Raw genomic sequence first — 13,235 nt, forward strand, 5'->3', positions numbered from 1 at the left:
GAACATGTGAGGCTCTATCGGGACAACGCAGTCGTGCTGCGCCAGCACAAGCTGGGCGAGGCCGATCGGATTGTCACGCTCCTGACCCGAGACAACGGAATCGTCCGGGCCGTCGCGAAGGGCGTCCGCCGCACGAAGTCGAAGTTCGGCGCGAGGCTGGAGCCGTTCGCTCACGTCGATGTGCTTCTCTACCCCGGGCGCAACCTCGACATCGTCACGCAGGTCCACACCATCGACGCCTTCGGCGGCGATATCGTGACCGACTACGGCTGCTACACCACCGGATGCGCAATTCTCGAAACGGCGGAGCGGCTTGCGGGCGAAGAACATGCACCCGCCAGACGTCTGCACCAACTCACTGTCGGAGCGCTGCGCGCACTGGGTGACCGCGCTCGTCCACCAGAGCTGGTCCTCGACGCCTTCCTGCTTCGCGCAATGGGGTACGCCGGGTGGGCGCCGTCGTTGACCGAGTGCGCTCGGTGTGCCGCTCCCGGCCCGCATCGGGCGTTCCATGTCGCAGCCGGCGGTTCCGTCTGCGTTCACTGCAGGCCGCCCGGGGCGGCCACCCCGATGGCCGGTGTACTCGACCTGATGGTTGCCCTCGAGCGTGGTGAGTGGGTTTACACCGAGACGACGTCGACTGCGGTGCGTAGTCAGACGAGTGGCCTTGTTGCCGCGCATCTGCAATGGCATCTCGAGCGTCAGTTGCGGACGTTGCCCCTGATCGAACGATCGAAGCCGCATCAGGCCGAGGCTGAGTCGATCCGAGTATCGACCGTCGGGCAGGATGAAGACCGTGATTCGACGACGCGAACCGCGTACACGGCCTGACGAGGAGATCGCTGTACGCCCACCGGACCCGCATCCGTCGGGCGCCCGGCCGCCGATCCTGCAACCCGAGCTGATCCCACAACACGTCGCGTTGGTCATGGACGGCAACGGTCGGTGGGCGCAGGACCGTGGCCTGCCGCGTACCGCCGGACACGAGCGCGGTGAAGCCGTGCTCATGGATACGGTCAGTGGCTGCATCGACATCGGCGTGAAGTGGCTCTCGGCGTATGCGTTCTCGACGGAGAACTGGAAGCGTAGTCCCGACGAGGTGAAATTTCTGATGGGATTCAACCGCGATGTCATTCGCCGTCGGCGCGACGAAATGAACGAGATGGGCGTTCGCGTCCGGTGGGCCGGACGTCGACCTCGACTGTGGCGCAGCGTGATCAAGGAACTCGAGGTTGCCGAGGAGTTGACGAAACACAACACCGTCATGACGCTGACGATGTGTGTCAACTATGGCGGACGGGCCGAAATCGCCGATGCGACAAAGGAAATAGCGAGGCTGGTCGCGCAGGGAAAACTCGATCCGGAGAAGATCACCGAAGCGACTGTCGCCAAGTATCTCGACGAGCCCGACATGCCCGACGTCGACCTGTTTCTGCGTCCGTCCGGTGAGCAGCGCACGTCCAACTTCTTGCTGTGGCAATCGGCCTACGCGGAGTTCGTATTTCAAAAGAAGCTGTTCCCGGACTTCGACCGCCGGGATCTGTGGGCGGCATGTGTCGAATTCGCTTCCAGAGACCGCAGATTCGGTGGAGTCAAGTATGAGTGAACAGTTGTCCCTGCAATCCCGCGCCCAGATCGCGTTGGCCCAGTTCGCGACCGTCACAGTGGCGGAGGAGGGGTCGCTGGGGTTCGACTACGCGGGGGCCCTGTGCTCGTTGCGTTCGCTCGAGTTGTCGCCGGGTCTCGAAGTGCTTTCTCTGACAGCGGTTCTGGCGTGGGATCGGCCGGTGAAGGCCTCGCTGCACAAGAAGGTCGCAGACCGAAACGCCGAGTCGCAGTTCGGCTCGATCTCGGTCAACGTCAACGGAAAGATGGCCGACGTACTGCTGCGATACACGTTCCCGGCCAGTGGACTCGAAGACGAACCGCTGATGACGATGCTGGTTCTCGTGCTCGCAGGCGTCGAGAAGGCACGTGTAGGACTCTTGCCCTGACGCCCGACCGCGGAGGGGCGAGCTAGGAGTTGGCTCGGCACTCGCTGCAGATGCCGAAGATTTCGACCGTGTGGCTGACGTCGCTGAACCCGTTGTCCTCGGCGATATCCTGCGACCACTTCTCCACATCTGCGCCCTCGACCTCGACGGTGTAGCCACAGAGCCGGCACACCAGATGGTGGTGATGCCCGGACGAGCATCGCCGATACACCGATTCGCCGGTGTCGATGCGAAGAACGTCCACGGTGCCTGCGTCGGCGAGGGTCTGCAACGTGCGGTAAACGGTGGTGAGGCCGATGCCTTCGCCGCGCTTGCGGAGCTCGTCGTGCAGATCCTGCGCGGATCGGAACTCCTCGATGCTGTCCAGAAGGTCGGAGATCGCGCTCCGTTGTTTGGTGGCCCGCACCCCGGCTACGACGGGCTTTCGGGGACGGGCAGTATCGGTCGACGAACTGTCGGTCATGGGTATTTTCAGCCTTCCTCGGCATGTGCGACGGCGTCGACGACGATGTGAGAGAGATGGTCGTCGACGAGACGGTAGAGAACTTCGCGGCCGTTACGCTCACCGCGGACGACCCCGGCAGCCTTGAGAACGCGCAGGTGTTGGCTGATCAACGGCTGGGTGACGCCGAGGGCGCCGACCAGTTCGTGTACGCAGCGCTCCGATTCGAGTAGCTGAAGCACGATCGCGATACGGACCGGCGCAGCGAGAGCGCGCAGGATGTCGCCGGCGGCCGCAAGAGTTTCCTTCGGTGGAATCGGTGCCGGGGGAGCAGATACGCATGGTTGATGGGAATGGTCGTCGTGAGCCTGAGGTGGGGGATCGTCGGGAGCACCACCGATCCGGCGGGAGGGGCTCGTCTCCATCGATGCCAAGAGGATCTCCCTACTTATCGAGTGTCTCAGGCCCATGCACTTGGTGCTAATGCAAACCACTTCCATTTTGATATGCAGGAGTATGCATGTCAAACCAAATGGGGACCGTTCGGAGATACGCCGCCCGACCGATAGGCTGGCGCGAGGCCAAGCGCCTGCAACGACCCCCTCGAACACCGAAGATGGAGAGCTCCGCCAGTGGCACCCAAGTCCAAAGTCGACACCGTCGCCAACCTCGCCAAGCGTCGAGGTCTCGTATACCCCTGCGGCGAGATCTACGGCGGTACCAAGTCTGCCTGGGACTACGGCCCGCTGGGCGTCGAGCTCAAAGAGAACATCAAGAAGCAGTGGTGGCGGAACATGGTCACCAGCCGCGAAGACACCGTCGGCCTCGACTCGTCGGTCATTCTGCCGCGTCAGGTCTGGGAAGCATCGGGTCACGTCGAAACTTTCAGTGATCCGCTCGTCGAGTCTCTGATCACCCACAAGCGGTACCGCGCCGATCATCTTCTCGAAGCGTACGAGGAGAAGCACGGACATCCGCCAGAGAACGGCCTCGCTGATATCCGCGATCCCGAGACCGGTGACCCGGGCCAATGGACCGAACCGCGCGCGTTCTCCGGCCTGCTCAAGACATTCCTCGGACCGGTCGACAACGAGGAAGGGCTGCACTACCTGCGGCCCGAGACCGCTCAGGGCATCTTCGTGAACTTCGCCAACGTGCTGACGACCTCACGCAAGAAGCCGCCGTTCGGCATCGGCCAGATCGGCAAGAGCTTCCGCAACGAAATCACCCCCGGAAACTTCATCTTCCGCACTCGCGAATTCGAGCAGATGGAGATGGAATTCTTCGTCAAGCCCGGCGAGGACGAGGAGTGGCACGAGTACTGGATCGACTACCGCATGAAGTGGTACACCGACCTCGGTATCGATCCGGAGAACCTGCGTCTGTACGAGCATGCCAAGGAGAAGCTCTCGCACTACTCCAAGCGCACCGTCGACATCGAGTACCGGTTCGGCTTCCAGGGAAGCGCGTGGGGTGAGCTCGAGGGCGTTGCCAACCGCACCGACTACGACCTCTCAGTGCACTCGAAGGTATCCGGCCAGGACCTGAGCTACTACGAGCAGGCAACCGACACCCGCTACACGCCGTACGTCATCGAGCCGGCAGCCGGTCTGACTCGTTCGCTGATGGCGTTCCTCGTAGACGCGTACTCCGAGGACGAGGCACCCAACGCCAAGGGCGGCGTCGACAAGCGCGTCGTACTCAAGCTCGACCGCCGCCTCGCGCCGGTCAAGGTTGCCGTCCTGCCGCTCTCGCGCAATGCCGATCTAACGCCGAAGGCGAAAGACCTGGCACAGCAATTGCGGCAATACTGGAACGTGGAATTCGACGACGCCGGAGCCATCGGCCGTCGATACCGTCGTCAGGACGAGATCGGTACGCCGTTCTGCATCACCGTCGACTTCGACACCATCGACGACCATGCCGTCACCATCCGCGAGCGCGACACGATGGCGCAGGAGCGGGTCGCTCTCGATCAGGTCGAGGGCTACCTCGCGCAGCGGTTGCTCGGAGCCTAGAACGCCAGAGTCGAGGTGACCGAACGTCTTGTTCGGTCACCTCGACACAGGTTCGAACTTCTTCACCGACCGGATGCGCACACCCGCCTAGAACCGGCCGCCGCCTCCACCGAAACCGCCGCCGCCACCACCTCCGCCGCCCCCGAAGCCTCCGCCCCCGCTGAAGCCGCCTCCACCGAAACCGCCGCCACCGCCGCGTAGGACGCTGTTGATGAGGATTCCGCCGAGGACCGCGCCGGCCATGTTCCCACCGCCACCGCCTCCGCGTGGGCGATTGCGATCTTCCCAGTCTCGGACGTCGGCCTGCGCGCTTCGAGATGCCTGCGTGGCCAGCTGTGCTGCGGCCTGAGCATGCTGGAGCGCTTTCGCCGGGTCCGAGGACTCCAGCTGGCGGGCAGCCTCGAAATGCCGTTCCGACTCGGCGAGCCGGGTTCGCGCTTCGGCTCCGACGCCGCCGCGCCGGGTTGATATGTAGTCCTTGGCGGCGGTGATCTGCGACTGAGCCCCGCCGATGTCACGTGCGAGTCGGGCGCGCAGAAGCTCCTCCTGCTCTTTCACTTCGGTTGCGTCTTCGATCGTTGCGTCCAGTTGTTGGTCTGCAGCAACGAGTTGGTTGTAGCTTCCGAGCGGATCCGACGCCTGCGATGCCTCGGCGTTGCGCAGTGCCTGTTCGGCCGCTGCGCGCGCCTTGTCCAAATCGGGCCCACCGTGCCGACTGAGCGTTCCGGCGTCGGCGATGTCTTTACGCACCTCTTCGATAGCGGCCGGAAGCGTCGCTATCGCATTGCGGATATCGCTCTGCGCATGGTCGACTGCGTCGAGCAAGGCGCGTGCGTGTTCGGCTGCCTTTTCTGCGGTTCGGACGGCGGAGACCAGTTCACCCTGCTTGCCCGCGGGCCGTGCAGCTGCCTCTCGGCCGACGGCGATGTTCGACTCGGCGAGTTCGATTGCCTCGCGAGCCATATCGACGTTCGCTTCGATCGATGCGAGCGCTGCCGGCGCAAATTCGGTGCGCAATTGTTCGAGAATCTGCTGAGACTCGGGGATTCGGACAGTCAAGCCGACGACGGACTGCGTCAGCGAATCCAGCTTCGAACCGGCGTTGATGAGCAAATCTCGCATCGATTCGAATTCGGCTACGCGAGAATCGAGTTCGTGATCGGCGCGGCCGCACGAGGAAATGATGTGAATGAGCATGGAGCGTCGTTGATCCGGCGTTTCCGGAATGGCGTCGTCGAGACGCTGCCGCACTTCGAACGCGGACGCGAGTGCTTTCTTTGCTTCCTCGTATGCACTGATGAACGGTGCTGCAGTTCGATCTCCGAACTCCGATCGCGCGATGGTCAACTCTTCCTCGCTTGCGCGCACGGCGTTGTCCGTCTCCACGAGCATCGAATGGGCGCGAGCATCGAGGACGTCGAGTGGAAGCGCGCTGAGTGCTGCAGTGTCCGTCGGATCGATGGTGTGCGCTGCTTCGATGCTCGCCGTGTGTAGCTTCTTCTTTCGGCGAGAGGAGTAGGCGACCGCTCCGCCGCCGGCGACGAGGACCGCGCCCGCACCGATCAGCCATGGTGTACCGGACCCGTCCGAGCCGGAGGAGGTGTAGGCCTCGTCGAGGCTTCCTGCGGTGGAAATAGCCGCGCTGGACCAATCTCGCTGTGCCAACGCCGGCTCGATCTGATCGACGCGGATCGACTCTTGCTCCGCCGCCGTGATCTCCGTCAAGGACTTGTCGACGCCGAGGTAGTAGGCCCGGCCGTCCGTCGCCACCGCAAGAAGTACGTCCCGCTGCCCGAAATCGCTCGCGGTGTACGTCTGTTGCGCCCAACTCTCGGAGGACAAGTTGTCGAAATCGGAGACGAAAGTAACCCAGAGCCGGATACGGCTGTTGTTGTAGAGATCGTCGATCGCGGCCTGAATATCTCCGGTGCTCTGCTCGTCGAGCACCTGCACTTCGTCGGTGATCTGCGTGTCCAGGCGCGTCGGCGGCTCAGCCGAGGCGGTCCCTGCAGCGCCGAGAAATGCGGTGAATCCCAGGACGGTGGTGAGTGCGCTGTATGCGAGAACTCTCCGGACCGCAACGAACGCGGGCCGGTGCTCTGCCTGATCGACTGCCATAGGTACCGAACCTACCGGCAGGACAACCCATGACACATGTCATGCCGAGAACATGACGCACGGAAGGGGTTCGACGCCCTCGACGTGAGCACTGTTGTTCTCATGACAACGACACCTTCGGTTGATAATGCCAGGATCGATCGGATCGCGGCCGCCGCGGAATTACGCACCCAGGTGCGCCCTCGTCTCGAGTGTTGATCGTCACAACCTTCGGCCGCCCCGGTTGTCTGCGGCGCGCCCCCGATGTGGGCGCCGACGGGTTCGTGGTCGAGGGCACCCCGGCTCGGCAGCTCGCTGACGCGGTCCGGCGCGTCAACATGAGCACTCGCGTCGTCGATCCGACGCTGGCCACCACTGTGCCGACGCGATTCGGATCGCTCTGGATCGTGGTTGGCTCTGATCACCGACGCCGAGTTCCCGCGCGCCCATACGACCGCGATCGCTCGCGACTGGCAAACTCGAGGAGTGAACTCGACTCTCGACCGCAATCCGTACGGCGAACCCGATGGGTATTCGTACGGTCGACCGTTGGATCAGCGCCCATCCGACCCGGATCGGCTCGGATTCGTCGGCACACTCGGCCGGTGGACGACGCGGCTCATCCTGGGCGTCGTGCTGATGGGTCTCCTCGTCGTCGGCGGCACGGCCGTTCGAGTCTGGCAAGTGGCGCGGATCGACGACAACTCTCCGGCAGAGGCGATCGTGGTTCTCGGGGCGGCCCAGTATTCGGGTACACCGTCGACTGTGTTCGAGGCACGGCTCGACCAGGCCGCCACCCTGTACGAGCAGGGTGTGGCACCCGAGATCGTCACCGTCGGCGGCAAGCAGGAAGGGGACCTGTTCACCGAGGCCGCGTCGGGGCGCAACTATCTGATCGAGCAAGGTGTGCCCGCGGACAAGATCACCGCTGTCGAGGAGGGTTCGGACACTCTCGAAAGCATCGAGGCGGTGAGCAACACCTTGCGCGAGCAGGGAAAATCGTCCGTGGTGCTGGTCAGCGACCCGTGGCATTCGTTGCGCACTCGCACGATGGCCAGGGATGCAGGCCTCGACGCATGGACGTCGCCGACGAGGACGGGCCCCGCGGTGTACACCAGGGAATCGCAGGCCCATGGAATTGCTCGCGAGACCGGCGCGCTGCTGTGGTATCAGCTCACCCACTTCACCGCCGACTTCTCCTACACGGCAGGGCAATAGCGGTGAGTGGCTACACCGATCACGACCTCGAACGGTTCGTCGCGGAACCGCGTAAGACGGCGGGGCTCGATGGCGCGCAGGAGAACGCATCCCACCGCAGCGCGTTCGCGCGGGACCGAGCACGCGTACTGCACAGTGCGGCGCTGCGGAGGTTGGCTGACAAGACTCAGGTCACCGGGCCGCGTGACGGAGATACCCCGCGTACTCGATTGACGCATTCGCTCGAGGTGGCGCAGATCGGGCGCAGCATCGGCGAAGGACTCGGCGCCGATCCGGACCTGGTGGACCTGGCGGGACTCGCACACGACATCGGTCACCCGCCGTACGGGCACAACGGGGAGAGAGCACTCGACGAGGTCGCCGAGAATTGCGGCGGATTCGAGGGCAACGCGCAAAACCTACGAATCCTCACCGGCCTGGAACCGAAGACCCTCGACGCCGACGGCACCAGCGTCGGCCTCAATCTCACCCGCGCATCCCTCGATGCCGCGATCAAATATCCGTGGCTGCGGCCATCGCCGGGAGCAAAGTTCGGCGCGTACGAGGACGACGGCCGGATCCTCGATTGGGTTCGCGATGGGGCACCGAACCGGCGCAAATGCCTGGAGGCCCAGTCCATGGACTGGGCCGACGACGTCGCGTACTCGGTCCACGATGTCGAAGACGGTGTGATCGGCGCCAGAATCGACCTCAGAGCCCTCGGCGATCGTTCTGAACAGCGAGCATTGGCCGAGCTCGGCATCAGGGAATTCCGTGGTCTCGACGCAGCCGAGCTGATCGAGGCTGCAGAGCGACTCTCACGCATGCCGGTCGTTGTGACGGCCGGTCGGTTCGACGGGACACTCGAAGCGTCGGTGAAGCTCAAGCACCTCACGAGCGAACTGGTCGGGCGATTCGCGACCGCCGCGATCAACGGCACCCGAGACAAGTGGGGCACCGGTTCACTGTCGAGATACGACGCCGATCTGGTCATCCCGGCCGTCGTCGCCTCCGAGGTGGCGCTCCTGAAGACGATGGCGTTGCGGTACGTGATGTCCGACGCCGGACACAAGCTCCGTCAGGAACGGCAGCGGGAACGAATCCACCGTGTCGCGCAATGGTTGTTGCGATCGGCGCCGGGGGAGTTGGACCCGATTTTCGTGCCGGCATGGAACCGCGCCCAAGACGATGCGCAGCGCACTCGCGTGGTCGTCGATCAAATTGCGTCGTACACCGAAAGTCGGCTCGAGCGGATCGACAAGCGCAGCCTGGGCGCTCAGGCCAGTTGGGGCTGATCTGATTCTTCGCAACCGGTGCGCGGTACTAGACTGCCCGGTGTGGCCGGCCGAATTCCTGAACGAGACATAGCCGCCATCCGCGAACGCACTCGAATCGAGGACGTGGTCGGTGACTACGTCTCGCTCAAGCGCGCGGGCGGCGATTCCATGAAGGGGCTGTGCCCGTTCCACGACGAGAAGTCTCCGTCGTTCCACGTGCGCCCCAACCATGGGCACTATCACTGCTTCGGCTGCGGCGAGGGCGGTGACGCCTACTCGTTCCTGCAGAAGATCGAGCACATTTCGTTCGTTGAAGCCGTCGAGCAGCTCGCAGACCGGCTGAACTACTCCATCAACTACGAAGGTGGCGGGCCGTCGGTACAGCGGGATCGCGGCACACGCGCACGGCTGATCGCGGCCAACGCTGCCGCGCAGGAGTTCTACGCTGCACGGCTTCGCGAGCCCGACGCGCAGGCCGCACAGGACTACCTCACCGAACGCGACTTCGACGGGCAAGCCGCACTCACCTATGGGTGTGGATACGCCCCCGACGGCTGGGACACCCTCACCAAGCATCTGCTGAGCAAAGGTTTCGAGGCCAAGGAGATCATCGACGCCGGCCTGGCCACGCCAGGCAAGCGCGGCACCCCGATCGACCGATTCCGCCGCCGCCTGGTGTGGCCGATCCGCAGTCAAAGCGGCGACGTCATCGGCTTCGGCGCACGAAAGCTCTTCGACGACGACACCATGCCCGGCAAGTACATCAACACCCCGGAAACCATGCTGTACAAGAAGTCCCAGGTGCTGTTCGGGCTGGACATGGCACGCAAGGACATCGCCAAGTCGCACCAGGCCGTCATCGTCGAGGGCTACACCGACGTCATGGCAATGCACCTGGCCGGCGTCAAGACCGCCGTCGCATCGTGCGGTACTGCCTTCGGTGAAGACCACCTGGCAATGCTGCGTCGACTCATGATGGACGACAGCTACTTTCGCGGCGAAGTCATCTACACCTTCGACGGCGACGCAGCCGGAAAAGCAGCCGCGATGAAAGCCTTCGAAGGCGATCAGAAGATCGCCGGCCAAACATTCGTCGCCATCGCCCCCGACGGGATGGACCCCTGCGAGTTACGCCAGAAATCCGGCGATCCTGCGGTGCGCGATCTGGTGGCGCGTCGGACACCGATGTTTGCGTTCGTCGTCAAATCGCTGCTGAGCGAACATGATCTGGACACCCCCGAGGGCCGCGTCGAAGCTCTGAAGCGGACGGTTCCCGTTGTCGCCCGCATCAAGGACGGCTCCTTGCGCGACGAGTACGCCCGCCAGCTCGCCGGGTGGACCGGCTGGGACGACACCGCGATGGTGCTCGCCAGAGTGCGGGACGAAGCCAAGAGGATCGCTCGGGGCGGCGGAGACGCCAACAGCAAGCGTGTGCCGTTCGAGAAGCGTCAGGAGCCGAAGCCGGCAGTACCGGCCGGCCCACCGCGACCGCAACCGCGAGATCCCGCGCTGTGGCCGCAGCGCGAAGCCCTCAAGTCGGCGCTGCAGAACCCGTCGATCGCCGGCTCCGTGTTCGATTCGTTGCCCCCGGAGACATTCACACACCCCGCCTACGCGGCCGTCAGCGCGGCCGTCACAGCCGCGGGCGGCACCGCTGCGGGGCTCGGCGGAGGGGAATGGGTCGACGCCGTCGCCAAACGCGCGGAGAGCCCGGTCGTGCAGTCACTCGTCATGGAGTTGGCCGTCGAACACATACCCGTCGCCGACATCGCACTGACCCGCTACACGAACGGCGTGATGGCTCGCTTGCAGGAAGTGTGGGTCGGTGAGCAGGTTGCCGAACTCAAATCGAAAATGCAGCGGATGTCACCGCAGGACAACCCGGACGAGTACTACGCACTGCTCGGCGACGTCATCGCCCTCGAACAGTACCGGCGAAGCCTGCTCGAACAGGCCATCGGCAACGTGGAGGACGATTCAGCCGCCGGCTAGCTACTTCCTGCGGAGCTGATCCTGCGGGATGTACAGCTGCGATTCGTCGTCGATCGTCTTCATGGGCTCGAGCTTCGGCTGCGTATTCAACGAGTCCGACAGCTTCTGCCTGCTCACATCGAGAACCTTCTTCGTAGCCGGACTGCCGGCGACGGCCGCAGCGGTCTTACGGATCTGCTCGTAGCGACCACGACCAGCCTTGGCTCCGAGTACGTACGCCGCTCCAGCAGCCAGAACCAAACGGATCATCAAAGTCCTCCCACAGTGTTGCTGGTCATCAGTGTTTGGCGATCATTGACGTAGGCGACCCTCCACCTACCTCTACGCGCGTTCCACCATCCTGCCTGACTCGGCTCCACCAGGGCGATTTGGTACTCCCATGGGGGTGTGCGCTATGGTTTCTCTCGGCGCACACGAGAGTGTGACGCCGTGAAGTAATCCCCTGTAGCTCAATTGGCAGAGCTTCCGACTGTTAATCGGACGGTTGCTGGTTCGAGTCCAGCCGGGGGAGCAGTGATAGGCCCTCTGAACTGCGGTTTAACCCGTTGGGTCGGAGGGTCTTTCTTGTTTCTAGGTCTCGTTTGTCACGGATTGTCACAAGTTGTCACGAGATTTTTTGGCTACTTGTGCGTCGGTGAGTGTGCATGGGACCACCGACGTTCGGAGCGCAACTCCGACTAGTCGGACGGTCGAAGTCCACCAACGGATTAGGGCGCCTATGAACCTGTTCGACACGTTCATCTTGGTGCGGAGCAGGGGCGCTAACTGAGCACAACTTTTGGTGTTTGCCGAAGGCAACGTAAATTGCATTTTCCGCGCCATCTTTACCGAAACGCCAGTTCAGCACGGTTTTGCTGTGCAAGCGTGTCGGTGACGTGCGTTCGGCTGCCGATATGGATTTCCGACCATGCCGAACACCTGCGGTGAGCTCTTCAGTGGGCTCTGCGGGAGTTGCGTCGACGACTACGGAGCCGGAGATCCCGCCGGCGTGGCCAAGCGGATCGCGAAAGCGGTCGAATCGTCACGGTCGGAGGGGACTCGGCGTACAACGCCGCCGGGTGGTGACGCTTCGCCGGGTGGTGCGACCGGGAAGGGCATGCCGCGTTGCCGGCGCATCCGGTCACAGTCGCCGCGTATCTCGTCGACGCCGTCGACACCCGGAACGAGACAGGGAAGCGCGCCTACGCTGTCGCCACCTTCGGTACCTGAATCACGGCGACCAACCACCAGCACCGCACCACCGGACATCTGTCCCCGTCGGCCCACGAGATCGTGACTGCGACCTTGTCCGGGATCCGACGCGAGTACGCCGCGGCAGGTGACCGCCCGCGCAGCCCGCGAGAACCGTTGTTGGTCGAGGACATCAAACTCCTTGTCGAGACGGCACGGGATCGGTGCAAGGGTTGGGCCGACGAGGTGCACGAACGCCGGGATTCGGCGATCCTGCTGCTCGGGTTCGCCGGCGCGTTCCGCCGCAGCGAACTCTCGGAGCTTGCGTGCGGGGACGTCAGTGTGCACCGGCACGACGGTCTCCACGTACGAATGCGGAAGTCGAAGACCGACCAGGAAGGCCGGGGAACGGTGAAAGCCCTCCCGTACACAGACTCTCACGTGACCTGTCCGCCCTGCGCCTACGTCCGCTGGATTCAGGTCGTAGCAGCATTCAATATCGGCGGACGGCCGTCGGTGATCCGCCTGCTCCGCAAACGCGATCTGTTCGGCAGTCATGTGTGCCGCGAGGGAGTGCCGCGCACCGCCGCCCGCTCACCGTTGTTCCGTGCAGTCGCAAAGAACGGGAACCTCGGCGTCAAGCCGTTATCCGGGGCAGCAATCCACCAGACCATTCGCCGCCGTGCTGAGCACGCCGACTACGACCCCACAGCGCTCGCCAAACTCGGTGGACACTCGCTCCGCGCCGGCTTCGTCACCCAAGGCACCCGCAACGGCGCCGACGGACCCGCCATCGCTCGCCAGACCGGACACGCCAGCCTCGACTCCGTCGAGGTCTACCGCCGTGAATACGCACCACTGGTGGCAACGCTGTCAGTAAGATCGGGATGTGACCTGCGAACTGGGCGGAACTGCGCTCGATACCATTGTGCAACATTGGTTCTGAGCGAGACGCCCTGCAGACTGAAGCCGCCGACTCCGTTCCCCGTTAACGCTTGCACCCACCGAAACATTGTTCACTTATCGAAACCAGCGTGAATGTGGTGCC

General features: G+C 63.8%; 13 protein-coding genes and 1 tRNA gene. 9 read left to right on the top strand and 5 right to left on the bottom strand.

The annotated features are described in order from the left end of the window. Window positions 1-6: 6 nt before the first annotated feature. Genes recO through BJI47_RS16875 form a run of 3 tightly spaced genes read left to right on the top strand, consistent with a single transcriptional unit; the run spans window position 7 to window position 1,994 of the window. Window positions 7-831 (top strand): DNA repair protein RecO, encoded by an 825-nt coding sequence (gene recO, locus BJI47_RS16865; RefSeq protein WP_088944791.1) that lies wholly within the window; start codon window positions 7-9, stop codon window positions 829-831. Beyond that, window positions 788-1,606 carry an isoprenyl transferase gene (locus tag BJI47_RS16870; RefSeq protein WP_088944792.1) on the top strand — a complete coding sequence of 273 codons (819 nt, stop codon included), beginning with the start codon at window positions 788-790 and terminating at the stop codon, window positions 1,604-1,606. Before recO ends, BJI47_RS16870 begins: the two co-directional genes overlap by 44 nt. Then, window positions 1,599-1,994 carry a hypothetical protein gene (locus tag BJI47_RS16875; RefSeq protein ID WP_088944793.1) on the top strand — a complete coding sequence of 132 codons (396 nt, stop codon included), beginning with the start codon at window positions 1,599-1,601 and terminating at the stop codon, window positions 1,992-1,994. Before BJI47_RS16870 ends, BJI47_RS16875 begins: the two co-directional genes overlap by 8 nt. A 22-nt stretch (window positions 1,995-2,016) precedes the next feature. Here the strand turns inward: BJI47_RS16875 and BJI47_RS16880 are convergent, their stop codons facing one another. Both BJI47_RS16880 and BJI47_RS16885 read right to left on the bottom strand, forming a co-directional pair. Next, window positions 2,017-2,457, bottom strand: a complete 441-nt coding sequence (locus BJI47_RS16880) for a Fur family transcriptional regulator (protein WP_088944794.1) — start codon at window positions 2,455-2,457, stop codon at window positions 2,017-2,019. 8 nt (window positions 2,458-2,465) lie between these two features. After that, window positions 2,466-2,870 carry a metalloregulator ArsR/SmtB family transcription factor gene (locus BJI47_RS16885; protein ID WP_254900649.1) on the bottom strand — a complete coding sequence of 135 codons (405 nt, stop codon included), beginning with the start codon at window positions 2,868-2,870 and terminating at the stop codon, window positions 2,466-2,468. Between the two features lie 198 nt (window positions 2,871-3,068). Between BJI47_RS16885 and BJI47_RS16890 the strand changes: the two genes are divergently transcribed. Next, a complete protein-coding gene (locus tag BJI47_RS16890) occupies window positions 3,069-4,454 on the top strand; it encodes a glycine--tRNA ligase (protein WP_088944795.1) in 1,386 nt (461 codons plus the stop codon). Between the two features lie 87 nt (window positions 4,455-4,541). On the opposite strand, the gene BJI47_RS24905 is transcribed toward BJI47_RS16890, so the two are convergent. After that, window positions 4,542-6,572 (bottom strand): TPM domain-containing protein, encoded by a 2,031-nt coding sequence (locus BJI47_RS24905; RefSeq protein WP_088944796.1) that lies wholly within the window; start codon window positions 6,570-6,572, stop codon window positions 4,542-4,544. Window positions 6,573-7,037: 465 nt separating this feature from the next. Between BJI47_RS24905 and BJI47_RS16900 the strand changes: the two genes are divergently transcribed. The 3 genes from BJI47_RS16900 to dnaG are packed head-to-tail and all read left to right on the top strand — an operon-like array spanning window position 7,038 to window position 11,017. Continuing rightward, window positions 7,038-7,769 (top strand): YdcF family protein, encoded by a 732-nt coding sequence (locus BJI47_RS16900; RefSeq protein WP_088944859.1) that lies wholly within the window; start codon window positions 7,038-7,040, stop codon window positions 7,767-7,769. Beyond that, complete coding sequence (locus tag BJI47_RS16905) at window positions 7,766-9,043, top strand: deoxyguanosinetriphosphate triphosphohydrolase (protein ID WP_088944860.1); 1,278 nt, start codon at window positions 7,766-7,768, stop codon at window positions 9,041-9,043. The genes BJI47_RS16900 and BJI47_RS16905 overlap by 4 nt, the downstream gene beginning before the upstream one ends. A 42-nt stretch (window positions 9,044-9,085) precedes the next feature. Beyond that, the gene (dnaG, locus tag BJI47_RS16910; RefSeq protein WP_088944797.1) at window positions 9,086-11,017 is read left to right on the top strand and encodes a DNA primase; all 1,932 of its coding nucleotides are present in this window, start codon (window positions 9,086-9,088) and stop codon (window positions 11,015-11,017) included. Here dnaG and BJI47_RS16915 read toward each other — a convergent pair whose 3' ends face one another. Further along, a complete protein-coding gene (locus tag BJI47_RS16915) occupies window positions 11,018-11,266 on the bottom strand; it encodes a hypothetical protein (RefSeq protein WP_088944798.1) in 249 nt (82 codons plus the stop codon). Window positions 11,267-11,455: 189 nt separating this feature from the next. Here BJI47_RS16915 and BJI47_RS16920 point away from each other — a divergent pair. Continuing rightward, window positions 11,456-11,528 (top strand) — tRNA-Asn (locus BJI47_RS16920). 452 nt (window positions 11,529-11,980) lie between these two features. On the opposite strand, the gene BJI47_RS25030 is transcribed toward BJI47_RS16920, so the two are convergent. Next, complete coding sequence (locus tag BJI47_RS25030; RefSeq protein ID WP_368655902.1) at window positions 11,981-12,541, bottom strand: hypothetical protein; 561 nt, start codon at window positions 12,539-12,541, stop codon at window positions 11,981-11,983. A gap of 87 nt (window positions 12,542-12,628) precedes the next feature. Here BJI47_RS25030 and BJI47_RS25035 point away from each other — a divergent pair, with 87 nt between their 5' ends. After that, window positions 12,629-13,225, top strand: a complete 597-nt coding sequence (locus BJI47_RS25035) for a tyrosine-type recombinase/integrase (RefSeq protein ID WP_368655903.1) — start codon at window positions 12,629-12,631, stop codon at window positions 13,223-13,225. The last annotated feature ends 10 nt before the right edge of the window (window positions 13,226-13,235 follow it).

Origin of the sequence: Rhodococcus sp. 1168, from assembly GCF_002091955.1 — a bacterium.
Classification (GTDB): Bacteria; Actinomycetota; Actinomycetes; order Mycobacteriales; family Mycobacteriaceae; genus Rhodococcoides.

Coding starts and splice junctions, on each gene's coding strand:
- BJI47_RS16875 (WP_088944793.1), top strand. CDS start 1,599: ATGAGTGAACAGTTGTCCCTGCAATCCCGCGCCCAGATCGCGTTGGCC.
- BJI47_RS16870 (WP_088944792.1), top strand. CDS start 788: ATGAAGACCGTGATTCGACGACGCGAACCGCGTACACGGCCTGACGAG.
- BJI47_RS16880 (WP_088944794.1), bottom strand. CDS start 2,457: ATGACCGACAGTTCGTCGACCGATACTGCCCGTCCCCGAAAGCCCGTC.
- BJI47_RS16915 (WP_088944798.1), bottom strand. CDS start 11,266: ATGATCCGTTTGGTTCTGGCTGCTGGAGCGGCGTACGTACTCGGAGCC.
- BJI47_RS24905 (WP_088944796.1), bottom strand. CDS start 6,572: ATGGCAGTCGATCAGGCAGAGCACCGGCCCGCGTTCGTTGCGGTCCGG.